The organism is Stenotrophomonas sp. YJH_SMC_130 (assembly GCF_059369035.1).
Map to the genome: position 1 here is coordinate 244622 of NZ_JCAFSH010000002.1, position 25628 is coordinate 270249.

The following is a 25628-nucleotide window of genomic DNA, read 5'->3' on the forward strand; positions in this document are numbered from 1 at the left end:
CACGCGTGAACGCCGGTACCCCGCTGACCTTGCCTCCGGAACTGCGTGCGCGCCTGCGCCTGCTGCGGCTGCGGCCGCGCCTGGCCAGCGGCGCCAGTGGCATCGGCCAGCACGCCAGCCGCAGCCGCGGTGCCGGCCTCGAGTTCGCCCAGTACCGGGCCTACGAACCGGGCGACGAGCTGCGCCAGATCGACTGGAAGCTGTACGCGCGTTCGGACCGCTTCTTCGTGCGCGAATCCGAACGCGAAAGCCCGATCATGGTCTGGCTGTTGCTCGATGCCACCGCCTCGGCCGGCCAGGCCGATCGCGCGGCACCTCAGCGCACGCGCCTGGATCACATGCGCGGCGTGGCCGCCTGCGTGGTGGAACTGGCGCTGCAGCAGGGCGACCGTTTCGGCCTGCTGGCGATCAATGGCGATGGACTGCAGCTGGTGGCCGCAGCGGACGGCGCACGCCAGCGTGACCGCGTGCATCTGCAGCTGCATGCCCTGCAGGCGCGCGGCACCTGGCCCGCGGCCGAACGCCTGCGCCCGCTGTGGGAGCGCGTGCGCCCGGGCGACCTGCTGCTGGCGATGGGTGATGGCTTCGATGCGGCCTGCATCGTGCTGCTGGAGCAACTGGCCAGCGCACGCCGTGAAGTGGCACTGCTGCAGATCCTGACCGCCGACGAGCGCGATTTCCCGTTCGACGCCGGCCATCGCTTCCGCGATCCGGAGACCGGCGAGGAACTACTGGGCGATGGCGCGGCGATCCGCGCCGACTACCTGCAGCGCTTCGCTGACGCACGCAACGCATTGCAGTCGCGCCTGCAGGCCAGCGGCATCGCCAGTGCCACCAGCTGGCTCGACCAGCCGCTGGACCAGGCACTGCAGGCGCTGTTCGGCCGTGGGGGCGGTGCATGACCCTGCTGTTCCCGTTGGGCCTGGCCGCGCTCGCTGCAGGGTTGCTGCCGCTGCTGATTCATTTGGCCCGGCGCCATCCGTACACGCCGCTGGATTTCGCCGCGCTGCGCTGGCTGCGCGCACAGATCCGCCCGCGCCAGCGCATCCGTTTCGATGACTGGCCGTTGCTGATGGTGCGCCTGTTGCTGCTGGCCGCATTGGCCTTGCTGCTGGCACGACCTGCGTTGGTCGGCCCTGCCCCGGTCCCCACTGCCTGGACGGTAGTGGCTCCCGGACTGGACGCGACCGCACTGCGCGGCACCGCCGAAGCGGGCAACTGGCACTGGCTGGCACCCGGCTTCCCCGCTATCGACCACCCACCACCTGCGTCCAGCGCATCGCTGCCCAGCCTGCTGCGCGAGCTGGACGCACAGCTGCCCGCGGGCACCGCGTTGACCGTGCACGTTCCCGATCCCCTGCCCGGTCTGGATGGCGTCCGCCTGCAGCTGTCGCGCGAAGTAACGTGGCGGCCGCAACCGATACCGGCCACTCCGCAACCGAGTGCCGCGACGGTGCCGCGTCTGCGCGTGCACAGCGATGCGTCCGCCGCCGCCCAGCACTGGGTGAACGCACTGCAGCGCGCGTGGGGCATGCAGGCGCCGCTCGCTCCTCTGTCGGCCGATGCCCTGCCCGAACGCGGCGAGATCGGCGTATGGAGCCGCAGCGATGCACTGCCGGCGAGCTGGCAGGCGTGGCTGCGCGACGGCGGTCGTGCAGTGAGCGCCGGCAAGCCTGCTGGCGACGCCGGCATCCTGCTGCGCAACGCCGACGGCTCACCAGTGCTGTGGCAACAGCGCATCGGCCACGGCGTCCTGCTGTCACTACCCGGCGACTGGGATGCCTCAGGCAACGCTGCGCTGCGCGACCCGCGGTTGCCGCGTGCCCTGCTGCTGGCGCTGCAACCGCCAGCGTCACCGCGCCTCGGCGATGCACAGGACCAGGCACCACGCCGAGCCGCACTGCCCGCCATAGCGCCCCCCGCGCGTGAGCCAACCACGTGGTTGCTGCTGGCCATCGTGCTGCTGTTCGCGCTGGAGTGCTGGATGGCCAGCAGTCGCCGGCGCAGGGTGGCCACATGAACACCCTGCAGCACGCCTGGCAACGCGCACGCCGTCGACGTGCACTCGTTACCCTGCTGCTGGGCCTGCCATGGGCGCTGGCCGCGACGACGCTGGTGCTGCGTCTGGCGGGCTTCGATATCGCCTGCGTGGTCGGCACGGTCAGCGTGCTCGCCTGCGCAGCGCTCGCCACGGCACGTGCCCGCCAGCTGGACCCACAGTGGGTGCAGCGCCAGCTCGATGCCAGCGGTGCCAGCGAGGACAGTGCCGACCTGCTGTTCGCCGATGCCGCCTTGCTCAATCCGCTGCAGCAGCGCCAGCGCGCGCATGTGCTGGCCACGCTGGAGCGCGCGACACCGGACCTGCGTCCGCGCTGGCCGCGCAGGGCGTTGGCCCTGAGCTGGGTCGCAGGCCTGGCGATCACTGCGCTGGCATTCGGCTGGCCACGTTCCGGCCCCGGCTCCGCGCCGGCCCGCACATTGGCGCCTGTCAGCACGGCTGCCGCCGGCCCGCTGCACCTTCAGTCCACCCGCCTGCGGATCGACGCACCGGCCTATACCGGCCAGGCCACGCGCACCCAGAACGCGCTGGATGCCAAGGTCGCCGCGGACAGCCGGCTGTCGTGGTCGTTGCGCTTCGATCGCGCGCCGGACAAGGCATGGCTGCAGTTCCACGACGGCCGCCGGCTGCCGCTGAGCGAGCAGGATGGGCAGTGGCTGGCGCAGGATGTGGCGCGCGTGCCTGTGCTGTACCGCGTGGTGAGCGAACCTGCACTGGCCCAGACCCGCCTGCATCGCCTGGATGTGGTCGCTGATCGTGCGCCCAGCGTGCGCGTGCTGGAGCCCGCCGCGACCCTGGTGCTGGGCACGCCCGGGCAACGCCAGTGGTCGTTGCGCTTCGAAGCCAGCGATGACTACGCCGTGGCCACGCCGGCAACGCTGTCGATCACCATTACCCAGGGCAGCGGCGAGAACATCACCTTCGTTCGCCGCAGTGTCGGCCTCACCGGCAGCGGCGAAGCGACTGCACGGCGTTTCGCGCACAGCCTCGACCTGGCTGCGCTGGGCGCGCAGCCAGGCAGCGATGTCATCGCCCAGCTGGAAGTACGCGACAACCACGCGCCAACACCGCAGGCCGGGCGCAGCAGCAGCGTGATCCTGCGCCTGCCCAGCGCCGAGGTTGCACTCGGTGCCGAACTGGAAGGCCGCATCAAGAAGACGCTGCCGGCCTACTTCCGCAGCCAGCGGCAGATCATCATCGATGCCGAAGCGCTGATCCGGCAGCGACGCAGCCTGGCCGCCGAGGACTTCGTGAAGCGCAGCGATGCGATCGGTGTCGACCAGCGCATCCTGCGTCTGCGCTACGGCCAGTTCCTGGGTGAGGAAAGCGAAGGCGCACCGAAGCCGCCGCCGACCAGCGACCTGCCCACCAGCGATGCGCCAGCTGCAGGCAGCCACGACGACGAGCACGAGCACGACCATGGCGCCGAGGCCGGGGCACACAATGAGCATGGCCACGATCACGGCGGCAAGCCGGCCAATGCCGATGCCCCACCGGTGTTCGGCAGCGCCACCGATGTGCTCTCCGAATACGGCCACACCCATGACCATGCCGAGGCCGCGACCCTGCTCGACCCGCAGACCCGGGCCACGCTGAAGGCCGCGCTGGACCAGATGTGGTCGGCCGAAGGCGAGCTGCGCCAGGGCCGTCCGGAGCAGGCACTGCCGTTCGCCTACAAGGCACTGGCGTTCATCAAGCAGGTGCAGCAGGCCGAACGCATCTATCTGGCGCGGGTGGGACCGGAGCTGCCGCCGATCGATGAAGGCCGTCGCCTCGGCGGCGATCGCACCGGACTGGCCAGTCGCGAACTGCCGCTGGCCGCACGAGCGCCGCCCGACCCGACCATCATCGAAGCCTGGCAGCGCCTCGGTGATGACACCAGTGTGCCCGACCTCGACGCACTCGCTGCCTGGCAGCAGCGCAATGCCGCCTACCTGCCCGATGCCCTTGATCTGGCTGCCGCCATCGAGCAGCTGCGCATCGAGCCCGGTTGCCGCGACTGCCGCCTGCGCCTGCGCGCTCAGTTGTGGCGGGCGCTGCAGCGTCCACTGCCGCAGGCGATGCGGCGCAGTGCCGCCGATGCGATGGGCCAGCGCTACCTGGACGCGCTGGAGGCGCAGCCATGAACCCCTCCGGCCTGAACCTGTGGATCGCCCTGGCACTCGCTGTGATCGTGGCGATCGCCAGCGTTCGCCAGTCGCACGGCAACACCACGCACCGTGGCCGCCGCTGGGGGGTGATCGGGCTGCAGGTCATCGTCGCCACGCTGCTGTATTTCTGCCTGGTGCCGCCCACCCGCCAGCAACCCGCAGGCGGGCTGGTTGTGCTCGGAATCGATGCCAGCAGGGCCGGCGCGTTCCCGGCCAGCGAAGGTCCGCTGTGGCTGTTGCCGGAAGCTGCCGATGTGCCCGGCGCAAAGCGCGTACCCGACCTGGCCACCGCGCTGCGGCAGCATCCGGCCTCCACGCTCACCCTGGTCGGTGCCGGCCTGGTCGCACGCGATCGCGATGCGGTACTGCCACGCGACGTACGTTGGCAGCCGGCAGCACCGCCGCGCGGCTGGGTCGCCTTGCAGCCACCGGCCGACGCCGCGCCCGGCGCACGCTTCGAGGTACAGGCACAGGCGCGTGGCGTTGCCAGGGCAAAGGCGGAACTGCTCGACCCGGCCGGCAGCGTGGTCGATCGCGCGGATGTTGCCGACGATGGCCACGTTCAGTTGAGTGGCATCACCCGCGCCGAAGGCCGCAGCGTGTTCCAGCTGCGCCTGCTCGATGCCGACGGCCATGTGGTGGACAACGTGCCGGTGCCGCAGCAGACCCTGCCGGCGGCGCCGTTGCGCCTGCAGGTACGCGCCAGCGCGCCGGGCCCCGAACTGAAGTACCTGCGCCGCTGGGCAGCCGATGCCGGCATCCGCGTGCAGGTGCAGGCCGATACCGGTGCCGGCCTGAGCGTCGGCGACGGCGCCTTGCCGCTGGACGCGGCGTCGCTGGCGCGCAGCGATCTGCTGCTGCTGGACGAGCGCAGCCTGGCGGCATTGAATGCCGCCCAGCTGGCCGCTGTGCGGCAGGCGCTGCGCGAAGGACTGGGCGTGCTGGTACGCAGTGCGGGCGCGCCTTCGGCCAGCGCGCGCCAGCGCCTGCACGATCTGGGTCTGCCGCTGCGGGGTGATGGCAGCAGCCAGGTCCTCGAACTTCCCGGCGACGGCGAGAGCGCGGTCCTCGCCGCACGACGTGGCCCGCTCGCCGCGGGTACGCTGCCGACCGGCTACGGCGAAGAGGCAGACCGCAGTTCGCACGACGCCGCGCTGCCCACACTGGAAACACTGGCGCTGCAGGTACCTGGCAGCAACGCGCTGCTGCACGATCGCACCGGCAAGGCTGTCGGCGGCTGGCGCGCTACCGGCAAAGGCCGCATCGGCCTGCTGCCCATCACCGACAGTTGGCGCTGGGTGCTGGCCGGCCGCGATGACCGCCACGGCGAACTGTGGAGCGGCGTGGTTGCCACGCTGGCGCGGGCGCAGGGCAGCGCTGAGGCGCTGTGGTCGCCACAGCCGATCAGCTGGGCGGGCGAACGGCAGGCGCTGTGCGGCGTGCAGGCGCCGCTGCAGGCCTTCAACGCACGCGGCGAAGGCACGCCGCTGATCGTCGATGGCGCGACGTCAGACCTGCGTTGCGCGGGCTGGTGGCCGCGCGAGGCGGGTTGGCAGCGCCTGCAGCACGGCGACGCTACCGTCTGGCGCTATGCATTCGACCCGAAGGACGCGCCCGCGCTGCATCAGCAGGCAATGATCGATGCAACCACGCAGGCGCTGGCGGGCAGCTCCCCGGCAACCGCGTCGGTGATGCAACCCGTGCCGGGATCGCGCTGGCCGTGGTGGCTGGCGTTCGTGCTGTGCGCATCGCTGCTGTGGTGGTTGGAGCGGCGGCGCTGACCGCGACGATGGGATCGCGGGCGGCATCCACGCATGGCGTGGATCTACTGGCCGGTTGCCCTGATGGACGCCAACCTTGGCTGGCGTCTTTCGGCGGGGTCAACGCGTTCCCGCGCGCCGGTACACGCCATTGAAGCGCACGTTCATGCCACCGCATTCGCTGTTGTCGGCCACGATCAGCACCTCACCCAGCGAGTGCACACGCACCCGGCAAGTATCCTCGGCGAACTCGACATCGGCACCCTGCGGTGTGGCACGCGCTTCCACCTGGCCCAGGTTCGGCCCGTACGGGCGCTGTTCCGGCGTGGGGTTGGCCGAGGGCCAGTAGGCGTCGCCATCCACATGCAGTTGTCCACCCTGCACGGTGATGCGCAGGCCGTTGTCGCCATCTTTCCAGTGGCCCGTCCAGTCCTGCAGCGTGGGCACGGCCACCGGCAACGGCTGCAGCTTGCTGCGGTCGACCCAGCCGGCGCTGCCGCCCACCCTGTTCGGGAAGAACGCGCAGCGGTAACGGCCCAGGTCGCGACCGGTCACCACCGTATCGCCGTTGACCACATAGCTGCGCTGGCGGCAGGCCGGTTCGCCCTTGGCGGGGCAGCCCTCCATGTCGCCGAGCAGGTACAGGCGCGGTGCATCGACCACCCGCGCCAGCGCGAACCGGCTCTGTTGGGAGGGGAACGCGCCATTGCGGCAGGCGCCGCCATCGGCGATATCGGACGCGAAGGCGGAGGCCGGCAGCAACGCGGACAGCAGGCAGATCGAACGCAGGGACATGACAGCATTAGCGGTGGGGGAGCCCGCAGGATATACCGGCCTACTTCACTGGCGCTGTGTCGCCGGCATCCTGCTCCTGTGAGAACCGCAGCGCGCGCTGCTGCTGTTCGGCACTGAGCTCTGGGGGTGGCCGCGCCACGGCCGCCTGGATCTGGTCGGGACCGCCGGTGAGTTTGTTGATGCCTTTGGCTGCCGCCAGCACACCCTTGACCACACCCATCATGATGTAGCCACCGCCCATGCTGACCTGCTCCGGCGATGGCGGTTCGCTCCAGTCGCGGCTGAAGCGGTTATCGCCGAACTTCACCGGGTTCTTGAAGCGGTACAGGTCCAGCGGCTCGTCATCGGGCTTGAGCGCACGCACTTCGCCGAGGGTGGTGACGTTGTCCTGCGGCAAGGTGGTGGAGATCGGTGCGGTCGGGGCAGGCGGCGCATCTTCAGGGGGAACGGGTGCAGGATCGGGCACCGCCACCGGCGCAGCCTGTTGCGCCTGTACGATGCCGGTCAGCAGCATGCCGGCCAGGAGTGCTCCCTGCGTTCCACGTCGTGCCACAGCCATCCACCCTGTTGGTTGCGTCCAGCGCCCAAGGATACGGATGCCGGCTTCAGATTTCGTTGCTGCACCGGCAGCTGTTCAGCCAAGGGAGATGCGGCGACGCCACGGGACGCGAGCACTGAACGGTTCACGCCCGCCGTGTGCGGTGTCTCACATCCTGAGACATGGATGTGGTGCCATGTGACCCCTCGCAATCCGTCCCCGCTTCCTCTTCCATGGCCTACGAACTCGCCAAGCGCACCGCCGATGCCGAGCAGAAGCTCGCCACCCGCGATGGCCTGCCCGCCCGCGACGGCGCGCTGCTCAGCGCGCGCCTGCAGCGCCGCTACCAGGACCGCATCACCGGCAGCTTCGCCATTCCCGGCCGCGAAGGCCGCTACGCGCCCGTTCCCGACTCGGTACCACCGGCGCTGGCCGCAGCACTGAAGGCACGTGGCATCGAGCAGCTCTACAGCCACCAGGCCGAAGCCTGGGAGGCCAGCCAGCGCGGCGAGCACGTGGCCATCGTCACCCCCACCGCCAGCGGCAAGTCGCTGTGCTACACCCTGCCGGTGGTCAGCGCGGCCATGCAGGACAAGGCCAAGGCGCTGTACCTGTTCCCGACCAAGGCACTGGCCCAGGACCAGGTGGCCGAGCTGCTGGAACTCAATCGTGCCGGCGATCTCGGCGTCAAGGCCTTCACCTTCGACGGCGACACCCCCGGCGATGCGCGCCAGGCGATCCGCCTGCATGGCGACATCGTGGTGTCCAACCCGGACATGCTGCACCAGGCCATCCTGCCGCATCACACCAAGTGGGCACAGTTCTTCGAGAACCTGCGCTACATCGTCATCGACGAAGTACACACCTACCGCGGCGTGTTCGGCAGCCACGTCACCAACGTGCTGCGCCGGCTCAAGCGCATCTGCGCGTTCTATGGCGTGCAACCGCAGTTCATCCTGTGCTCGGCCACCATCGGCAACCCGCAGGCGCATGCCGAGGCGTTGATCGAGGCACCGGTCACCGCCGTCACCGAATCCGGCGCGCCCACCGGGCCGAAGCAGGTGCTGCTGTGGAACCCGCCGGTGATCAACCCCGACCTGGGCCTGCGTGCCTCGGCGCGCTCGCAGAGCAACCGCATCGCGCGCATCGCGATCAAGTCCGGGCTGAAGACCCTGGTGTTCGCGCAGACCCGGTTGATGGTCGAGGTGCTGACCAAGTACCTGAAGGACATCTTCGACCACGACCCGCGCAAGCCGCCGCGCATCCGCGCCTACCGCGGCGGTTATCTGCCCACCGAACGCCGCGAGACCGAGCGTGCGATGCGTGCCGGCAACATCGACGGCATCGTCAGCACCTCGGCGCTGGAACTGGGCGTGGATATCGGCAGCCTGGACGTGGTCATCCTCAATGGCTACCCCGGCAGCGTGGCCGCCACCTGGCAGCGTTTCGGCCGTGCCGGTCGCCGCCAGCAACCCGCACTCGGCGTGATGGTGGCCAGTTCGCAGCCGCTGGACCAGTACGTGGTGCGGCATCCGGACTTCTTCGCCGAAGCCTCGCCCGAACATGCGCGCATTGCGCCAGACCAGCCGCTGATCCTGTTCGACCACATTCGCTGCGCGGCCTTTGAACTGCCGTTCCGGGTCGGCGATGGCTTCGGCCCGATCGACCCGGAAGTGTTCCTGGAAGCGCTGGCCGAAACCGAAGTCATCCACCGCGAAGGCGAGCGCTGGGAATGGATTGCCGACAGCTATCCGGCCAACGCGGTCAGCCTGCGCGCGGTGGCCGATGGCAACTTCGTGGTGGTCGACCGCAGCGACGGCCGCCAGCAGATCATCGCCGAGGTCGATTACTCCGCCGCCGCGCTCACGCTGTATGAAGGCGCCATCCACATGGTGCAGTCCACGCCCTACCAGGTGGAGACGCTCGACTGGGAGGGCCGCAAGGCCTACGTCACCCGCACGCATGTGGATTACTACACCGACAGCATCGATTTCACCAAGCTCAAGGTGCTGGACCGCTTCGATGGTGGCGTGGCCGGGCGCGGTGATTCGCACCATGGCGAAGTGCACGTGGTGCGGCGCGTGGCCGGCTACAAGAAGATCCGCTACTACACCCACGAAAACATCGGCTACGGGCCGGTGAACCTGCCCGACCAGGAACTGCACACCACCGCAGTGTGGTGGCAGCTGCCGCAGGCACTGCTGCTGCGCGCGTTCGCCAGCAGGCAGGATGCGCTCGATGGCTTCCTCGGTGCGGCGTATGCGCTGCACATCGTCGCCACCGTGGCGGTGATGGCCGATGCGCGCGACCTGCAGAAGTCGGTCGGTAACGGCGATGGCTCCTGGTTTGCGATCGCCGACCAGAGCGGCCGTGGCCAGTTGCGCGGCAGCGAGGGTGATCCTGGGGTTGTCGAACTGCTGCAGGAATTCGTGCCCACCGTGTACCTGTATGACAACTTCCCTGGTGGCGTGGGCCTCAGCGAACCGCTGTGGCAGCGCCAGGCCGAACTGGTGCAGCGCGCGCGCGAACTGGTGCAGCGCTGCGACTGCAAGGCCGGCTGCCCGGCCTGCGTCGGCCCGGTGCTGGCCGCGCAGGAAGAGGATGAGACCTCGCCGCGCGCACTGGCACTGCGCGTGCTCGACCTGTTCGATGCCGATGCCGATGCCTGCCAGCATGTGCCCGACGTGGTGGTGACCACGCGCGATCCGATGGAGCTGCTGGCACCGTGAGCCTGAGCCTGGACAAGCTGCGCCTGCTGCGCAGGCAGGCCGGCGACCCGAAGGCAAGCACACCGGCCGTGCCGGACGTGCCCCCTGCGCCACCGGCACCCGTGGCCGCCAACGATGCGCGGCAACCACCGGCCGAGCGTTCGGTGTTCGCCTGGGTCGAGCAGGAGATCCGCCACAAGCCGACCGGCGCGGCGGCACCTGCCACGACGCCGCCCGCGCTGCGTCGGCCCGAAGTGGGCAGCCTGCATCGCCTGCTCGGCCTGCGCACGCGCGGCGGCCCCGCTCCTGCTCGCGCCAGCGCACAGGACCGTCAGTTGCCAGGTGAGGAGATCGCACCGGGCCTGTTCCTGATCGAATCGCTGCAGCCGCAGGCGATCCCGGCACAACCGCTGTCGCTTGATTTCGCCCGTCGCGACGGCGAGCACGTGACTGCACGCGATCTGCTGTTCTTCGACACCGAGACCACCGGCCTGGCCGGCGGCACCGGCACCCGTGCCTTCATGATCGGCGCGGCCGATTGGCATGTGTGCCCGCAGCGTGGCGAAGGCCTGCGCATCCGCCAGTTGCTGATGGCCACGATGGCCGCCGAGGACGCGATGCTGGCCACCTTCGCCGGCTGGCTGCAACCGTCCACCGTGTTCTGCAGCTACAACGGCCGCAGCTATGACGCACCGCTGCTGAAAGCGCGTTACCGGCTTGCCCGGCAACGCGACCCGATCAGCGCGCTGGACCATGTCGACCTGCTCTACCCCACCCGCCGCCGCTATCGCGGCACGTGGGAGAACTGCAAGCTGTCCACCATCGAACGCCAGCTGCTGCGCGTGGTGCGCGAGGACGATCTGCCGGGCTCGGAGGCACCCGGTGCGTGGTTGCGCTTCCTGCGCGGCGGCGACGCGGTGAACCTGCGCCGGGTGGCCGACCACAATCACCAGGACGTGGTGACCCTGGCCCTGCTGCTGCAGCGGCTGATCCGCGAAGAACAGCGTGAGCGCGAAACGCTGGCTCTGGTCGCCAGGCAGGACGACTCGCGTTGACCGCAGCGCCCCGCTTTTCCCCGCGATTCACGCAGTCAAGAACTTCCGCAGTCGTCCAGCAAACGCACTGGGCGCGGGCACGTCGCTGCTGGACGAATCGACAGCGGCGGCCTTGATGCGCTCGGCAATGGCGAAGTGATCCAAGGTCGCTTCCAGGTTTGCGGCCCGTTCGTCTACGGCGATCAGCAGCCGTTCCAGGTCCTGCTGTGGGTCAGCATGGAACCAGTCGACGGTGAACTTCAGGGTCTGGCCAAACTGCTGCTCCAGGGGGGGCAACGCCAGGCTGCGCAACTGCATCAGCGCTCCACTGCGCGCAGCGTCACGCACCCACCACGACAGAAACTCCAGCGCCAGCAAGCCTGCCGGGCCGCCGTCCAGTTCAAACTCGATCCCAATCAGCACCTCATGCGACAGAGCACCTTCGCTACGCCGCAATACGGCCAGCGGTAGATCCGCGTAGGGCAACAGCGACAATTCGTCTACGGCCAGCTCCGACAAATCCTGCTTGGTCACAGAAGCGGTGCGCACGCCTGGAATGGACGAAACCGCATTGATCAGGCGTTGAACGCGCTCAACCATCGGACATGCGCCTTGAGTTGACTGGGTGCAAGACACTAACCGCTGCCCGCACAGGCATCAATCCGCTGCTCTTCGACGACTTCACACACTGTGGCGCTTGCCAGGCACGGATTCAGGCCGCGTTGACACCACAGAGACGCGCAGCGGCGACACTGCCCGCTGTCCCTTCACCGGAGCCGTGCCCATGCGCCCTACCACCCTGTTGCTGCTGGCCAGCATCCTGCCGCTCGCGGCCTGCAGCCATGCCGATGCCAACGGCACCGCCGATACCGGCAGCCTGCCGGCCAAAGTCTCCGATGGCCCGCACGAATGCCGCCCCGAGGCGCTGGAAGCGTTCACCGGCAAAACCGCCGACGAAGCCACGATCAAGAAACTGGTGGCTGACAGCGGCGCGCGCGGTGCACGGGTAGTCAAACCCGGCATGGCGGTGACCATGGACTTCCGCCAGGACCGCGTGACCGTGCAGGTGGATGCGCAGAACCGCATCGAGCGCGCCAGCTGCGGTTGATGTTCCTTACCGATCCCGCTGGCACCGGGTATCCACCCGCGCCAGCGGGATAAGGTTCCAGCCACACTGCAAGGAGTGCTGTATGCCGAGGTTCCGCAACAGGAAACCGTATCGACGGTGGTTGGGCTGTCTGTTCGCCACTCTGCTGTGCGTGGCCCCCGCCCCCCCGCTGGCGGCACATGAGGGCCGGCCCCCATGGTCCGCCACCTGGTTCGCCGCCCAGCAGGACTACGGCGTTACCTTTCCGGACAACATCGTTCCCCCGCCCCCACCCGTCACCCTGGCCGACCAGACCGTACGCATGACCGTACGTCTTTCGCGCGGCGGAGAAACACTGCGCGTTCGCTTCTCCAACCGGTTCGGCAAGGCCCCGGTCACATTGGAGGACCTCCGTATTGCGCCAAGCATGGGCGCCGATGGTGTCGTCCTCCACAAGCAGCGCTCATTGCGTTTCAGTGGTGCAGCACGCTTGACGCTCGCCCCCGGCGAAGAGCGCTGGAGTGATCGGATCAACCTGCATGTGGCTGACCAGACGGAGCTGTCCGTCAGCCTGTACGTCATGGCACCGACGCCGGTGGTCACCACGCATTCGGTCGGCCTGCAGACCAACTACCGCGCGCCCGGCAACCAGGTCGGCGCGGCCCTGCTGCGCTCCGCCGACCCCATGCGGGCCTATTATTGGCTGGACGCCATTGACGTTGCCGGAAACCAGCCATCGGCGGTACCAGCAGCTGGCGGCAAGCCGGTGGTCATGGTCGCCTTCGGTGACTCGATCACCGATGGTGCCGGCTCTACAGTGGATCGCAATTTCCGCTGGCCCAACCTGCTCGATGACCGTGTCCGCAGTGCAGGCCTGCGCAAGGTCAGCGTGGTCAATGGCGGCATTGCCGGCAATCGCTGGCTGCATGATGGAGTCGGGCCAGCAGGCGTGTCGCGCTTCGGGCACGATGTGCTGGCGGTGTCCGGTGCCAGCCATGCCGTGCTGCTGCTGGGCATCAACGATATCGGCATCGGCCAGCTGCATCCGCCGCAGGCGGTGTCTGCAGCGCAGTTGATCGACGCCCTGCGCACGTCGGTGCAGCGAGCCCGGCAACGTGGGATCAGGGTGATGCTTGGAACGTTGCTGCCCTACGGAGGATCAGGCTACTTCGACGCCGCCGGAGAAACCAAGCGGCAAGCCGTGAACGATTGGATCAGGGCAGCACAGGGCGTCGATGGTGTCATCGACTTCGATCGCATCATGCGCGATCCACAGCGCCCGACCCATCTGCTTCCCAGCTATGACAGCGGGGATCATCTGCATCCCAGTGATGCCGGCTATGCAGCGATGGCGGACGCGTTCCCGATACGCTGGCTGCAGCACTGATTGCCCCAGGGTAGTGCCGGCCGCTGGCCGGCACCCCACATTGCCGGCCAGCGGCCGGCACTACCGATCAGAGTCGCTCGGCCTTGCCGCTGGCCAGTGCGCGCGCGATCACCTGCTGCGCCTGCTGCGACGCCTGGGCATGCACGCGTGCCTGGCGCTCGCCCAAGGCGGCCTGCTGGCTGCCCAGTGCCGCCTGGCGGCTGGCCAGTTCAGACTGCTGGCTGGCCAGGCGCTGCATGTCACGAGTGCGGCCGGACTGCGCGGCCTCGCTGCGGGCTTCCTGCATCGCACGGCGTGCCTCGGCGGCGGCCTCGCGTGCAGCCTCACGCGCAACGGCCACGTCGCTGGTTGCACCGCGCGCTGCCTTCGCCGCTTCCGCAGCCGCCTCACGGTTGATGTCGTGGGCGGCCATCGCATTGCGTGCAGCCTCGGCGGCAATCAGTGCGATGCGGCGCGACTCCTCGCCCTGCAGGCGGCTCATTTCACCCATCTGCCTGCCGAGTTCACCCTGCTGGCGACCCAGCACGCTTTGCTGCCGGCCCAGTTCGCTCTGCTGGCGGCCCAGCTCTACGGCACCGCTGTAGGCACGCTGCAGGGTCTGGATCAGCATCGGGTCACGCACCACGTAGCGCTTGTCACCCTGGCGGAACCACAACGCCGGGCCCTTGCCGAGCTGCCTGCGGGCCACCGTCACGTCGTCCATGCCGCCGTTGGCGAAGGTCGAATCACCATCAACCAGAACGAAGGCCTCCCGGGGCGACCTGCCCAGGTCGAGGCGACCGTAGGTGGTGATGGAGGTGGCGGCCGACGTCGCGCCTTCATCGCCTTCGGCCATGCCCGTGGCATCGTCGACATCGGCCACATCGGCATCGTCGGGCCCGGTCGCGTCAGCGGGTTCGGCCGGCGCGGCCGGCACGGCCGGTGCTGCAGGCGCAGCCGGTGCCGCCGGTACGCCCGCGGCGGATGGCGGTGCGGCCGGAGCCTTGGGAGCCTTCGGCGGTGCTGGCGCCACGACCTTGGGTGCCGCCGGTGGCGCGGGCGGTGCCGGCGGCACCGGCGCTGCGACCAGTCGCATCGGCGCCACGCCCACCACCACCACCACAGCAGTCAGCGCCATCGCCAGGATGCGGGGGCAGGCCCGGCGCGGCTGCAGCGAGAGCAGGCGACGCTTGAGGCTGGTGGCATCGGGTGCGGCACTGGCCACGCCCAGGTGCGGCTGCGGTGCCACCCCCAGCTGCAGCAGCAGACGGCCATAGGCCTGGCGGCTGGCAGCGTGCTGGCCCACCACCGCCGCGTCCACCGCTTCTTCGCGCGCTTGTGCATATTCACGCACCGACAGGCGCAGCAGCGGATGGAAGAAGAACAGGTGCTGGGCCAGCGCAGGCAGCAGGCCCCACTGCAGGTCCCGCCGCTGCAGGTGCTGCAGTTCATGGGTCAGGGCCAGGTCCAGTGCGTCGCCCTGCAGGGCGTTGTCGCCAGCCGGCAACAGCAGCACCGGGCGGAACGGACCGACCAGCTGCGGTGCGTCCACCTGCGTGCTCATCCACAACCGCGGCGCAGGCCGCACGCCGTGTGCATCGGAAGCCAGCTGCAGGGCCTGCACCAACGCCTGGTCCTCGCAGGGATAGGCCGCTGCCAGCAGCGCGCGGCAGCGACGCCACTCACCAAAGGTACGCAGCGCCATCAGCAGCACGCCGGATGCCCACAGCGCGGCCAGTGCGACGGCCCACCACGCCACTGCCGGCGCGTCTGCTGCAGGCATCGGCATCGCGGCCAGCAACTGTGCCGAGGCCTCCGGGGCCAGCGGGTAGACGATGTCAGCGGCCACGTCGGTCGCGGTCGTCGCCACCGCCTGCGGGGCAGGCAGCCAGGCCAACTGCAACGGCTGGCTCCAGAACAGGCCGAGCACGGCCTGCAGCGAGACCAGCCACCACAGGCGGCAGCGGGTCGCCGCCGACAGCGACGGCAGCGCGCGGCACAGGCCGTACACCAGCGCCACCAGCAGCACGGTCTGCAGGCTGGTCCAGCCCAGGCGTTCCAGCATCGGGATCAGCATCGTGGTGTCCATGACTCAGCCCTCGTGGCGACGCGATTGGAGTTGGGCGACCAGCGCTTCCAGTTCGGCCAGCTCGTTGTCGCTGACCTTCTGCCGCTGCGACAGATAGGCCACGAACGGCGACACCGAGCCCTGCAGGGTGTTGTCGACGAACTGCGCCACCGCGCCCTGCAGCACGCTCTGCGGGCCACGGGTGGCCTGGTAGCGGTAGACGCCGTCCTGCTGCCGGCGCTGAAGATACCCCTTCGCCCGCAGCCGCTCCATCATCGTCAGCACGGTGGAACGGGCCAGGCCACGGGGCTCGGCGTAGCCACTGGCGACCTCGCCGACACTGGCCGGCGCATGTTCATCGATGTACTGCAGCAGGGCCAGTTCCTGGTCCCCGATCGTCTTGCCACGCATGACACCACTCCCTTGACTACACGTGTCGTCAATGTCAGCTTGACGACAGCTGTAGTCAACCCCCCGGAAGTCATGGGCCGACGAACGGTAGGCACACCGCGCGCTTAAATATGCAGACGCGTAAAGTTTGTCGTTTAGGACAAACATTCCCGAAATTCCGGGAATGTCTGACGCGTTTTGGGGTTGAAGCCGACTTTGCGCGTAGACCAGAACGTCAAACTTTTGAGAAGCTGGCCCCATCGGGCAGCCCTTTTCACGCCGGCAATAGGCGAATCAATCTAATCGAGTTGAGCTTCTAGATAGTCGCGTACAGCCTCAAGGGCTCCGATCTGCCCGCTACACATCGGCTTGATGGCGGGTTTGCCACAGAAGATTGCTGCCGACTTGGCAGGTGCACCCCTCAAGCGGACAGCCGTGCGTACACGGCTGTCACTTATGCAGCCTGACTGCGCGGGTGTGGCGACACCCCAGCTTTTTAGCTGTTCACGAAATCAAGGAGGTCTTGGTTCACCTGATCGGCATGCGTGGTCGGAATGCCGTGCGGCGCACCCTTGTAGGTGTTGAGCTTTCCGTTCTTCACCAGCTTGGCAGACAGCAGCCCGGAGTCGGCATATGGCACAACCTGGTCGTCATCCCCGTGGATTACCAGTACGGGAATCGTGATTCCCTTCAGGTCCTCAGTGAAATCGGTCTGCGAGAATGCGACGATGCCATCGTAGTGCGCCTTGGCCCCGCCCATCATCCCCTGCCTCCACCAGTTCCAGATCACGGCATCAGAGGGTTCGGCGCCAGGGCGGTTGTATCCGTAGAACGGCCCTGCAGGGACGTCGTAGTAGAACTTTGCACGGTTGGAGGCGAGCTGAGCCTGGAAGTCGTCGAAGACTTCCTTGGGAGTGCCTTCGGGATTTCCGGCAGTCTTGACCATAAGCGGGGGGACGGCACTGATGAGGACCGCCTTGGATACTTTGTCTTCCCCATGACGGGCAATGTAGCGGACCACCTCGCCGCCACCAGTTGAGTGGCCGACATGCATGGCACCTTGAACGCCAAGGTGGGTCACCACTGCAGCCACATCATCGGCATAGTGGTCCATGTCGTGTCCATCCCATACCTGCGTGGATCGACCATGCCCTCGTCGATCATGGGCCACAACACGGAATCCGTTGTTCACGAAGAACAACATCTGCGCGTCCCAGTCATCGCCGGACAGTGGCCAGCCATGATGAAAGTAGATGACCTTGCCGTTCCTCGGGCCCCAGTCTTTGTAGAAGATCTCGACGCCGTCGCTTGTCGTTACGTAGCTCATCTCGCTCTCCAAGATAGGTAGGACTGTGAGTTCTCGAGTGAAACCCCGCGAACTGGCCGATGGCCGGCCATGTGGGCCGGTCCACACCGCGAACGCTGCCATGCTGGCGTGTCAAATGAGTGTATTTTTAACGACGACTTTAAGGTCGAAAGTGAAGATCGTAGAGTTGGTCAAGACTACGGGCCCCAGCGCTTCGCGGATTCGGTTCTGCGAGGAGGAAGGGCAAATCGGCATTGCCCCTCGGGGCAGCAAAACCCTGATGAGGACTTCATCTGCCTTGGGCGAAGGGATGGGACGGGTGGCCGGACTCGGTACTTCGGGGCCGCCAGCTTGAGTGATCTCAATAGCGACCATCTGAGTGGGATGATCGCGGCCTTGAATCGGGGTGTGCATCGCATGCTCGTTAGAGTGCGTGCTGTCTGGCGGATATCCGCTCAGCAGGTCTGCGCGTTAAGGCTCGGATGCAGCAGATCCGAGCGCCGAGCCAACTCTAAGATTGGAGCTTTATTTAAGGTCAAGAGCCTGTTGCGCGGAGCGTTCAGCTAGGAGCGTGCTGCCGACCTCGGCGTAGCACTGCACCTTTGGAGCTGATCGATTAGGAATGTTTATCGGGGGTAGGGAGTGTCCGCTTCTGGACGGAAGCGGACGCACACTACGGTCCATTTCCTCTTCGATATGACAACGGCGGCTTACGACCTTTGCAATGCAGGCTAGTCATTCTCAGGCGTTGCAACGGATTGTGAATAGGTCACAATCCGCCTAGTATCGAGCTGTGCTGGGGGGGGGGCGAACCCTTTCGAGGGGCGTGGGTGGCACAGCCAAACTCCCAAGGGGGAGCGACCATCAAATGGTTTGGCGGGAGAAGAGACTATGTCGACAGTGAGTTTTCTTGCGGGTGAGTTTTTTCTGCGGAACAGACCCAACGGCGGCACGGCTGTACTGTTGCGGTCGCTTTGGGTGACATCGCTAATTTGTGCGATCGTGCTCCCAATCAAGTCGTACTTTGCGGCCGGCACGGAGCTTGTTTTCTCAGCAGCCCAGCTCAAAGTCGAGATTGGGCAAATGATCCCATGGTTCGGCGCCATCTTTGCCGGTGCGTACGCGGCGTTCTACACTAGGTTCGCAGCACAATGGGGCTATCTGGCCGCGCTGTACAACCAGCTCATGGCAACTCTTGCTTCCGCACCGCCAGGGCAATTTCCGAACGAAACTCTCATCGGTTGGAATGCCGCATTCATAGAGGATGCTCAAGACTTGCATCTTGCACGGAAGTCAATGTTTGCATCGGTCATCAGAGAGTTGCTGCAGAATCCGCACGTTGTTCGAGTCTTTCTAGCCTCCACCCAAGGTGGCCCGAACCGGCTTCGTGAATTGGAGCGCCAGCTCAATTGCATTGCGGTGGCTCCTGCAGAGTTCGACTTTGGTACGGCACAGTCGGGGCAGCGTGCAGTTGAAAGTTTGGATGCTTCCCAACCCGAAATGTGATTCGTTCGAGACAAATCCCCTGTAGCGGCTCGGCTCGGTTGGAGCTTCACGGATTTCTGCTTCTGGCCACTGCGAGACAAGCTAGCCTAAGTCAGTCTTCCGACGCTGATCGGCCGAGGTCTGCTTCTGGCCGAAAGCGGACGCTAACCAAAACGATGTCAGGCCCGGCCACTCGATGGAGGCCTCATCCGTGAAGTAGTACGGGTTCTGGGGCGGACGAGGAAAGTTGGGTTCTTGCACGTGATCGTCAGTGTGGTGCCATGCACCCAGCGCTGGTGGGAAATTGTAGGGCTTCACGATTTCAAGGTTCTTACCGTGCCATTCCCGACACTCCCTGCTAGGGGAAACGAAACCGCCTAACTACGCGGTCACTGCTTCGCAATGATTGGTCGCCGGCCCTCTACACCGGCAGACATCTCGCGAGGTGCTTCGGTAGAATGTTCGTTGAGGGGGGGGAGCCTGCTGGTATCGCGATAACTCACTAATTGGCCGCATTCTGCCGATTAAATCTCTTGTTCCTACGCCTCATCTTTTCGACTCATCACTACTTTACTAATGGGCCAATGACGCTATGGATGTGCGTGAGAACGAGGCTTTCACACAGCTCCTGCGGGATGCAGTTCTTCAGGCCGAGAAGATCGGCTATCGGCCAACTCAGTTCAAACGTATGCTCGAACAGTACGGGGGCTTCGAAACGGTGCAGCGTGTGCTTGCAAGCGGCAAGCCTTCCGATGGATTCACGCGGCTGTGGGAACTCAAGCGCCTGGATCTGACCTGCGAAGCTCTGATCGTGGAGTCTGAATGGCGTGGTCACTTTGATGCTGCTCTGCTGGCCCGCGCCGAGAAGCTGCTGAGGGACATGAACTATCCGTTCAAGCCATACGCCGCGCCTGTCGTTGATACATCGCCTTCTGCCCCTCCTGGGATAGACACAAACTCAGAAGCCGATGGCGATTCTCCACTATCCAACAGTCAACTTCGTATCAATGCATTCTTTCGCGATGTTTTGCATGCGCCTGTAGCCAATGACCGGTGGTCCTGGGGCTCGGTGGATGAGGCGAGGCGTTGTGTATTCCTTCGGCTCTGGGCAGAGGATGTAGAGCAGCAGAAAGACTTCCCGACTATTCGCGTACTTGGTCCGCGTCAAACCAATAGTAACGGCTGGTCTGAACGTCAACGGCACTTGGAACTGGTTCGGGCGGGCTATGACGCCTACGCCATCGTGTGCGAGAAAGGAGCAAAGTCCAGCACGAGTATTGGCAGCTTCGACGCTAGCCAGTTATCGCGTCTGAGTGCCATCTCCGATGTTGGTGGAGACCTGTACATGAAGCTCAGCGACAGGTTGCCTGTATCGGCCTTCTATCGCCACTCGTCGGAAGCGACGGTTGACAGCGAGTTGATGCAGATTCGGGAAGGTGAGGGGGCTGAGACTACGCGCAAGACCTTGGTTGATGCGCGCCTTGGGCAGGGGCGCTTCCGTCGCGATCTCTTGCAGCTATGGGACGGGAAATGTGCTGTCACGGGTACTGCAATCGCCGCCGTATTGCGCGCATCACATTGCAAGCCATGGTGTGGTTCAAACAATGAGGAGCGGCTTGATCCACACAACGGGCTTCCTCTCACTGCCAATCTGGATGCGCTGTTCGATGCGCTTTTGATCACCTTTGACGACGATGGCGAAATGCTTACGAGCGGTGTCATCACGCCCGAGGAGAGAGAAGCATTGGGATTGCCTGCGCCCCTGCTGAAGAAGCCAGGCTCGAAATTGAAGAACTATCTGAAGCATCACCGCGAGCGGTTCAATCTATTGCGCACACAATAGGGGTGCATGACGGGCGATTTCAACGAAGCGGAACATCACGGTCTGCAACGGCAGTAGATCAATGAAGCAGTAGCCTCACTTGCCGCTGCATTCCGAGCGTCATAGGATCATCGTTCTCGTGTACAAGGATGGTGCCGATGCCGCGCATGGTCGTTCTGCTCCTGGCAATGATTTTCAGTGCTTCAGCGCAGGGTGAAACCTTGTGGAAGGGGACCAGCGCAAAGTCGATGGTTGATGGCGCTGGCGACGTCCTGGATACGGAGGGCGCTACGATTCAGCTGTCTGCCGAATCCACCGGCGAGGCGAGCTTCATTGGCGCGATCACATCCCTGGATGCTAGTTCGTTCAAGGGCAAGAACGTGCGGCTTGCCGGGCGGCTTCGCGTGGATGGCGGGACTGGCGCCGCAGCGCTCTGGCTTCGTGCTGATGGCCCAACGGGACGGCTTGCATTTGCCAGCTCCGGCGGCGTGCCAGTGCGTGGTGGTGAAGGTCTGCGTGAGCGCGAATTGTTACTGTATGTTCCGGAGGCCAGCACCCACATCAAGTTCGGGGTTACTTTGGGCAGCGCAGGTGCTCTGAACGCCGAACAGCTCACCCTGACGTCGGCGGCGGTGGAGAAAACCGGTGTATCCGCCTACGCCATGCTGGCGCACGCGCTGCCCCTCATTCGCGCGAAGGCGTTGAATACGGGAAACGTCGACTGGCCCGCCGAAGAGGCGGCGCTACTCACGGACGATCAGAAGGAGCTTCCCGCGCAGGAGGCATATGCGGGGTTGCGTAGGGTGCTGGACACGCTTGCAGACCGCCACAGTCTGCTTCAAACTCCGAAGGAGGCCTCGACATATCGCGCGCAGGCCGTTCGCAGCCGACCGATGGAATCCCGATCCATCGCGGACATCGGATACATACTGGTGCCGGGGCTGCGTGGGATAGGAAAGGACGACAGGGGCGCGTTCACCGCGGAACTCTGCAACCGCATCGCCACCCTGGCACCGACCTCAACCAAGGGCTGGATCGTTGATCTTCGCCAGGACAACGGTGGCAACATGTGGCCCATGCTCAATGGACTACAATCCCTGCTCGGTGACCGCGATGCAGGCGGCTTCCGAGATGGGCAGGGAAAGACGAGGAAATGGCGCTCACGCGCCAGCCCTGCGTGCAGCGCCGATCTGTCCGACAGCCGCGTCGCCGTGCTGGTAGGGCCGAGGACGGCGAGTTCCGGCGAGGCCGTGGCCGTTGCCTTCAGGGCGCGACCCGGAACCCGGTTCTTCGGACAGCCAACCGCAGGGCTTGCGACGTCCAACACGACCTTCCCGCTTCCCGATGGTGGCGCGCTGTTGCTGACGACCGCGGCAATGGCTGACCGTGAGGGTACTGAGTACCCCAAGGGGATCGTGCCGGTTAGCATTGTTCGCGGGGATCAGGATGCGATCGAGATTGCGCTGCACTGGCTGCGTTCGGCGCCGTAGGTTTCGTATCGCCTTCTAATTCGATGTCCGCTCTTGGCCGATAGCGGACATAGGCCCCGCGGCGAATGTCCACCTCTTCTTTGGCGATTCGGTCAGAGCTCAATTCAATCTGATCAACTGCCTACCAGCTTGTCGACTTCGCCTGCGAAATGATCTTGGGATCTGGGAAGCTACCCTTGAGAGTGCACCGAGGCGACCGCGATGCCGGCCGGATTTCCCCTCAGGCGCTATGCCAGTCTACAATATACCGTCAAATACCCAACGGATCGGCTAGCGATGACTCCACCCTGACGCTTGATTGAAGAAGCGACCCAGACACTTAGGTCTGGAAGGGTGCCTGTTTCTTTCGTTTGGCGCGCACTGCTGTGCGCGGAGATCATTTTCTATGTCTGCAATTTATCCCCTGCGCCAGCAATGGCTCGGTAACATCCGTGGTGACCTGCTGTCGGGCATTGTCGTTGCGCTAGCCCTGATTCCTGAGGCAATCGCGTTTTCCATCATCGCCGGCGTCGACCCAAAGGTAGGTTTGTATGCCTCGTTCTGCATCGCCGTCATCACCGCCATCGCCGGTGGCCGCCCTGGCATGATCTCGGCTGCGACGGGCGCCATGGCGTTGGTGATGGTCACGCTGGTGCGCGAGCACGGCATTCAGTATCTGTTTGCCGCCACCATCCTTGCCGGCGTCCTGCAGATGCTGGCCGGCGCCCTGCGGTTGGGCTCGCTGATGCGCTTTGTGTCGCGCTCGGTGGTGACCGGATTTGTGAATGCACTGGCGATTCTCATTTTCATGGCGCAGCTTCCCGAGCTCATCGGCATGCCGTGGATGGTGTATGCGATCTGTGCTGTGGGTCTGGCAATCATCTACCTGCTGCCGCTGCTGACCAAAGCCGTTCCTTCGGCATTGGTGGCGATCGTGGTTCTCACGGCCGCTTCCATGTATTTCGGCTTCCAGGTACGCACCGTAGGCGACATGGGGGCGTTGCCTGACAGCCTGCCGTCGTTCCTGATTCCGGATGTGCCATTTACCTGGGAAACACTCCAGATCCTGCTGCCGGTTTCGGCGACTTTGGCGGTCGTTGGCTTGTTGGAATCGCTGATGACCGCGCAGATCGTCGAAGACATGACCGATACCCCGAGCCAGAAGAATCGCGAATGTGCTGGCCAAGGCTTGGCTAACACCGTAACGGGCTTCTTTGGGGGCATGGCAGGCTGTGCAATGATCGGCCAGTCGGTGATCAACATCACTTCCGGTGGCCGGGGCCGTCTCTCGTGCCTTGTGGCCGGCGTGGTTTTGCTCCTTCTGGTTGTTTATGGGTCAAACCTGGTGAGTCAGATTCCAATGGCCGCACTGGTCGCGGTGATGATCATGGTCAGCATCGGCACCTTCAGCTGGCGCTCGCTGCGCGAGCTGGCCATTCATCCCAAGAGCTCTTCGGTCGTGATGATTGGCACGGTCATCGTGACCGTGGCTACCCACGACCTCGCCAAAGGCGTGTTGACAGGCGTGATCCTGTCGGCGGTGTTCTTCACCCGCAAGGTCGGCAAGATGCTGATCATCGACGACACCCAGGTCGAGACCGACTCGCGCGTCTACGTTGTGAAGGGGCAGGTGTTCTTTGCGTCTGCCGGACAGTTCGTGAGTAGCTTCAACTATCTGGATGTCCCCAAGGAGGTCATCATCGATCTGAAGGACGCCCACTTCTGGGACCTGACCGCCGTTGATGCGCTCGACCGGGTAGTGATGAAGCTGCGCGAGCACGGCGCGACCGTTGAGGTGTTCGGTCTCAACGATGCAAGTGAGACCTTGGTAGACCGCTTGGGAAAGCATCGTACGCCAGGCGCCACACGGTCGTCGGGTCATTGAACAGATGAGCGAAGCGGGCACCGAGGGGTGCCCGCTTCCTTTTCGGCAGTCATCGAGTTGACATATGGCAAGGCAATACTTCGATTATTCTAGATAAATGGTTGCGATGACATGCTTCCCCTGAATGTTCTGTTCATTTGCACAGGCAACTCGGCGCGCAGCATTCTTGCCGAAGCACTGGCCAGCCATTTAGGGCGTGAACGTATCCGCGCTTACAGTGCGGGCAGTCATCCCAAGGGCGTAGTTCATCCGGTGGCCCTGCAGGTGCTCTCGGAGATTGGCTTCGACGTTGCCGGGCTGTCGAGCAAGCCGTGGGATGCATTCGCAGGTCCGGAAGCACCGCAGATGGATCTCATCGTAACGGTGTGCGATCGTGCCGCGGGTGAAGCGTGTCCCGTGTGGCCAGGCCACCCGGCTACCGCCCACTGGGGCATCCCCGACCCGGCCGCAGTGCAGGGCAGTGCTGATCTGGTCCATAAGGCGTTCCTGAGCACGCTTCACCAGCTCCAGCACCGTCTCGGATTGCTGTTGGCGCTTAAGCCTGAAGCGCTGGACCGCATGGCCCTGCAATCGCAGGTGCGGGCGCTGGGCAATGGCGCCGAGGCTCACGCGCCAGATAACACCGGAGAAGCCTCCCCGATGTAGTCGCTGATCTGCCTTACTGCCTCGCGCGCGTATCGGGTCACCCCGATCAGCGTGGCCGATGCTGCGCCATTCCAGTCGCCATAGCCAAGCAGCCAAATCGATGGCGCTGCGACCGACCGAACCTGGGTGTCATCCACGTCGATCCGACCACGAGCGTTGACAATGCCCAGTCCTTCCAGGTGCGACAATACCGGCCGGAAGCCGGTGCACCATATCACCGCGTCGAAGTTGCGTTCGCTGCCATCTGCCCACTGCATACCGGTGGCGGTGAAACGGACGGGTGGCGGCATGGAGACCAGTACGCCGCGGCGCCGTGCGTCCACCACCGGCGGCACCATCACGATGTCGCCAAAACCATCTCGCTGAATATCCGGCTCGCGTCCTTCCTGCTGAGCCCTCCACTTCTCGGTTGCGCGTGCGAAGAGAACGCGCCCGTCGACATCGTCGGCCAGGAAGGCTGGCTCCCGCTGGGTGATCCACGTGGTCTTGGCCACCTTGGAGACCTCGGCCAGAATCTGTGCGCCTGAGTTGCCGCTGCCGATGATGGCCACGCGCATTCCGGCGAAGGGTTCGGGATGGCTGTAGTGGGCCGAGTGCAGCTGCACGCCACCGAAAGCGTTCAGACCTTCATATCCGGGCGTGCAGGGATGCCGCCACGTACCCGTGGCGCTGATCACTGCACGTGTCTGCCACTGCCGGCCGTCATCTGCTTCCACCCGCAGCCGGCTCCCCGAGCGGCTGATGCGTTTTACCTGCACGGGACGGATGACAGGCAGCGCATACTTATGCTCGTAGCGCGCGAGGTAGTCGAGCACTTCCGCCTGCGACGGGTACGGTTCCCGGGTAGCAGGCATCGGCCAACCGGGAATCGAGCTCCAGCCCGCCGGCGAGAACAGATGCAGGGATTTCCACGCATGCTGCCACGCCCCGCCAGGTGACGTTTCGGCATCAAGAATCACATAGGACAGCCCGCTGCGACGCAGAAAGTAGCCAGCCGAAAGACCCGCCTGGCCACCTCCGATCACCACGACATCGACGCTTTCCATCGGGACTTCCTCATG

21 protein-coding genes are annotated in these 25628 nt (G+C 65.5%); 13 read left to right on the forward strand and 8 right to left on the reverse strand.

Going from position 1 to position 25628, the window contains the following annotated elements; translation table 11 throughout:
- Positions 1-5: 5 nt before the first annotated feature.
- Genes AC5P5V_RS05320 through AC5P5V_RS05335 form a run of 4 tightly spaced genes read left to right on the forward strand, consistent with a single transcriptional unit; the run spans position 6 to position 5990 of the window.
- Positions 6-902 carry a DUF58 domain-containing protein gene (locus AC5P5V_RS05320; RefSeq protein ID WP_231352435.1) on the forward strand — a complete coding sequence of 299 codons (897 nt, stop codon included), beginning with the start codon at positions 6-8 and terminating at the stop codon, positions 900-902.
- Positions 899-2020, forward strand: a complete 1122-nt coding sequence (locus tag AC5P5V_RS05325; RefSeq protein WP_231352434.1) for a BatA domain-containing protein — start codon at positions 899-901, stop codon at positions 2018-2020. Before AC5P5V_RS05320 ends, AC5P5V_RS05325 begins: the two co-directional genes overlap by 4 nt.
- Positions 2017-4185: a hypothetical protein gene (locus AC5P5V_RS05330; RefSeq protein ID WP_231352432.1), complete on the forward strand. Its 2169-nt coding sequence runs from the start codon at positions 2017-2019 to the stop codon at positions 4183-4185. Before AC5P5V_RS05325 ends, AC5P5V_RS05330 begins: the two co-directional genes overlap by 4 nt.
- Positions 4182-5990 carry an amino acid adenylation domain-containing protein gene (locus AC5P5V_RS05335; RefSeq protein WP_231352431.1) on the forward strand — a complete coding sequence of 603 codons (1809 nt, stop codon included), beginning with the start codon at positions 4182-4184 and terminating at the stop codon, positions 5988-5990. Before AC5P5V_RS05330 ends, AC5P5V_RS05335 begins: the two co-directional genes overlap by 4 nt.
- A gap of 99 nt (positions 5991-6089) precedes the next feature.
- Here the strand turns inward: AC5P5V_RS05335 and AC5P5V_RS05340 are convergent, their stop codons facing one another.
- Together AC5P5V_RS05340 and AC5P5V_RS05345 are read right to left on the reverse strand one after the other, a co-directional pair.
- Entirely contained in the window at positions 6090-6764 is a 675-nt protein-coding gene (locus tag AC5P5V_RS05340; protein WP_134969400.1) for a hypothetical protein, read from the reverse strand.
- A 40-nt stretch (positions 6765-6804) separates the two neighbouring features.
- Entirely contained in the window at positions 6805-7323 is a 519-nt protein-coding gene (locus tag AC5P5V_RS05345; protein ID WP_061479909.1) for a hypothetical protein, read from the reverse strand.
- A 212-nt stretch (positions 7324-7535) separates the two neighbouring features.
- Here AC5P5V_RS05345 and AC5P5V_RS05350 point away from each other — a divergent pair, with 212 nt between their 5' ends.
- Together AC5P5V_RS05350 and AC5P5V_RS05355 are read left to right on the forward strand one after the other, a co-directional pair.
- Positions 7536-10031, forward strand: a complete 2496-nt coding sequence (locus tag AC5P5V_RS05350; protein ID WP_134969401.1) for a DEAD/DEAH box helicase — start codon at positions 7536-7538, stop codon at positions 10029-10031.
- A complete protein-coding gene (locus AC5P5V_RS05355) occupies positions 10028-11065 on the forward strand; it encodes a ribonuclease H-like domain-containing protein (protein WP_231352430.1) in 1038 nt (345 codons plus the stop codon). Before AC5P5V_RS05350 ends, AC5P5V_RS05355 begins: the two co-directional genes overlap by 4 nt.
- 27 nt (positions 11066-11092) lie before the next feature.
- Here AC5P5V_RS05355 and AC5P5V_RS05360 read toward each other — a convergent pair whose 3' ends face one another.
- Positions 11093-11680: a hypothetical protein gene (locus tag AC5P5V_RS05360; RefSeq protein WP_495215823.1), complete on the reverse strand. Its 588-nt coding sequence runs from the start codon at positions 11678-11680 to the stop codon at positions 11093-11095.
- Positions 11681-11828: 148 nt separating this feature from the next.
- Here AC5P5V_RS05360 and AC5P5V_RS05365 point away from each other — a divergent pair, with 148 nt between their 5' ends.
- Both AC5P5V_RS05365 and AC5P5V_RS05370 read left to right on the forward strand, forming a co-directional pair.
- Positions 11829-12152 (forward strand): I78 family peptidase inhibitor, encoded by a 324-nt coding sequence (locus tag AC5P5V_RS05365; RefSeq protein ID WP_005421020.1) that lies wholly within the window; start codon positions 11829-11831, stop codon positions 12150-12152.
- Positions 12115-13518: an SGNH/GDSL hydrolase family protein gene (locus AC5P5V_RS05370; RefSeq protein ID WP_134969464.1), complete on the forward strand. Its 1404-nt coding sequence runs from the start codon at positions 12115-12117 to the stop codon at positions 13516-13518. The genes AC5P5V_RS05365 and AC5P5V_RS05370 overlap by 38 nt, the downstream gene beginning before the upstream one ends.
- A gap of 67 nt (positions 13519-13585) precedes the next feature.
- Here the strand turns inward: AC5P5V_RS05370 and AC5P5V_RS05375 are convergent, their stop codons facing one another.
- The 4 genes from AC5P5V_RS05375 to AC5P5V_RS05390 form a co-directional block, all read right to left on the reverse strand.
- On the reverse strand, positions 13586-15586 hold the full coding sequence (locus tag AC5P5V_RS05375) for a M56 family metallopeptidase (protein WP_231352429.1): 2001 nt from the start codon (positions 15584-15586) through the stop codon (positions 13586-13588).
- 3 nt (positions 15587-15589) lie between these two features.
- Positions 15590-15976, reverse strand: a complete 387-nt coding sequence (locus AC5P5V_RS05380) for a BlaI/MecI/CopY family transcriptional regulator (RefSeq protein ID WP_134967898.1) — start codon at positions 15974-15976, stop codon at positions 15590-15592.
- Positions 15977-16451: 475 nt separating this feature from the next.
- The gene (locus AC5P5V_RS05385) at positions 16452-17282 is read right to left on the reverse strand and encodes an alpha/beta fold hydrolase (RefSeq protein WP_134967897.1); all 831 of its coding nucleotides are present in this window, start codon (positions 17280-17282) and stop codon (positions 16452-16454) included.
- Positions 17283-17393: 111 nt separating this feature from the next.
- Positions 17394-17675: an MDR/zinc-dependent alcohol dehydrogenase-like family protein gene (locus tag AC5P5V_RS05390; RefSeq protein ID WP_231352428.1), complete on the reverse strand. Its 282-nt coding sequence runs from the start codon at positions 17673-17675 to the stop codon at positions 17394-17396.
- A gap of 477 nt (positions 17676-18152) precedes the next feature.
- Here AC5P5V_RS05390 and AC5P5V_RS05395 point away from each other — a divergent pair, with 477 nt between their 5' ends.
- The 5 genes from AC5P5V_RS05395 to AC5P5V_RS05415 all read left to right on the forward strand — a co-directional run bounded on the left by AC5P5V_RS05395 (position 18153) and on the right by AC5P5V_RS05415 (position 24567).
- Positions 18153-18767 carry a hypothetical protein gene (locus AC5P5V_RS05395; RefSeq protein ID WP_134967896.1) on the forward strand — a complete coding sequence of 205 codons (615 nt, stop codon included), beginning with the start codon at positions 18153-18155 and terminating at the stop codon, positions 18765-18767.
- 577 nt (positions 18768-19344) lie between these two features.
- Positions 19345-20589, forward strand: coding sequence for an HNH endonuclease (locus AC5P5V_RS05400; protein WP_181357853.1), 1245 nt, complete (start codon positions 19345-19347; stop codon positions 20587-20589).
- A gap of 137 nt (positions 20590-20726) precedes the next feature.
- Complete coding sequence (locus AC5P5V_RS05405; RefSeq protein WP_134967894.1) at positions 20727-22058, forward strand: S41 family peptidase; 1332 nt, start codon at positions 20727-20729, stop codon at positions 22056-22058.
- 385 nt (positions 22059-22443) lie between these two features.
- Positions 22444-23922 (forward strand): SulP family inorganic anion transporter, encoded by a 1479-nt coding sequence (locus tag AC5P5V_RS05410; RefSeq protein ID WP_049453246.1) that lies wholly within the window; start codon positions 22444-22446, stop codon positions 23920-23922.
- Positions 23923-24033: 111 nt separating this feature from the next.
- Positions 24034-24567 carry an arsenate reductase ArsC gene (locus AC5P5V_RS05415; protein WP_235643198.1) on the forward strand — a complete coding sequence of 178 codons (534 nt, stop codon included), beginning with the start codon at positions 24034-24036 and terminating at the stop codon, positions 24565-24567.
- Here the strand turns inward: AC5P5V_RS05415 and AC5P5V_RS05420 are convergent.
- The gene (locus AC5P5V_RS05420; protein ID WP_134967892.1) at positions 24528-25613 is read right to left on the reverse strand and encodes an ArsO family NAD(P)H-dependent flavin-containing monooxygenase; all 1086 of its coding nucleotides are present in this window, start codon (positions 25611-25613) and stop codon (positions 24528-24530) included. The genes AC5P5V_RS05415 and AC5P5V_RS05420 overlap by 40 nt on opposite strands.
- Positions 25614-25628 lie beyond the last annotated feature (15 nt).

Excerpts from the sequence above, each read along its gene's own strand:
- AC5P5V_RS05405 (WP_134967894.1), top strand. The coding sequence starts at position 20,727 with ATGCCGCGCATGGTCGTTCTGCTCCTGGCAATGATTTTCAGTGCTTCA.
- AC5P5V_RS05340 (WP_134969400.1), bottom strand. The coding sequence starts at position 6,764 with ATGTCCCTGCGTTCGATCTGCCTGCTGTCCGCGTTGCTGCCGGCCTCC.
- AC5P5V_RS05325 (WP_231352434.1), top strand. The coding sequence starts at position 899 with ATGACCCTGCTGTTCCCGTTGGGCCTGGCCGCGCTCGCTGCAGGGTTG.
- AC5P5V_RS05385 (WP_134967897.1), bottom strand. The coding sequence starts at position 17,282 with ATGAGCTACGTAACGACAAGCGACGGCGTCGAGATCTTCTACAAAGAC.
- AC5P5V_RS05335 (WP_231352431.1), top strand. The coding sequence starts at position 4,182 with ATGAACCCCTCCGGCCTGAACCTGTGGATCGCCCTGGCACTCGCTGTG.
- AC5P5V_RS05395 (WP_134967896.1), top strand. The coding sequence starts at position 18,153 with ATGTCGACAGTGAGTTTTCTTGCGGGTGAGTTTTTTCTGCGGAACAGA.
- AC5P5V_RS05370 (WP_134969464.1), top strand. The coding sequence starts at position 12,115 with ATGCGCAGAACCGCATCGAGCGCGCCAGCTGCGGTTGATGTTCCTTAC.
- AC5P5V_RS05380 (WP_134967898.1), bottom strand. The coding sequence starts at position 15,976 with ATGCGTGGCAAGACGATCGGGGACCAGGAACTGGCCCTGCTGCAGTAC.
- AC5P5V_RS05410 (WP_049453246.1), top strand. The coding sequence starts at position 22,444 with ATGTCTGCAATTTATCCCCTGCGCCAGCAATGGCTCGGTAACATCCGT.
- AC5P5V_RS05375 (WP_231352429.1), bottom strand. The coding sequence starts at position 15,586 with ATGGACACCACGATGCTGATCCCGATGCTGGAACGCCTGGGCTGGACC.
- AC5P5V_RS05420 (WP_134967892.1), bottom strand. The coding sequence starts at position 25,613 with ATGGAAAGCGTCGATGTCGTGGTGATCGGAGGTGGCCAGGCGGGTCTT.
- AC5P5V_RS05350 (WP_134969401.1), top strand. The coding sequence starts at position 7,536 with ATGGCCTACGAACTCGCCAAGCGCACCGCCGATGCCGAGCAGAAGCTC.
- AC5P5V_RS05345 (WP_061479909.1), bottom strand. The coding sequence starts at position 7,323 with ATGGCTGTGGCACGACGTGGAACGCAGGGAGCACTCCTGGCCGGCATG.
- AC5P5V_RS05415 (WP_235643198.1), top strand. The coding sequence starts at position 24,034 with ATGCTTCCCCTGAATGTTCTGTTCATTTGCACAGGCAACTCGGCGCGC.
- AC5P5V_RS05390 (WP_231352428.1), bottom strand. The coding sequence starts at position 17,675 with ATGCACACCCCGATTCAAGGCCGCGATCATCCCACTCAGATGGTCGCT.
- AC5P5V_RS05365 (WP_005421020.1), top strand. The coding sequence starts at position 11,829 with ATGCGCCCTACCACCCTGTTGCTGCTGGCCAGCATCCTGCCGCTCGCG.
- AC5P5V_RS05330 (WP_231352432.1), top strand. The coding sequence starts at position 2,017 with ATGAACACCCTGCAGCACGCCTGGCAACGCGCACGCCGTCGACGTGCA.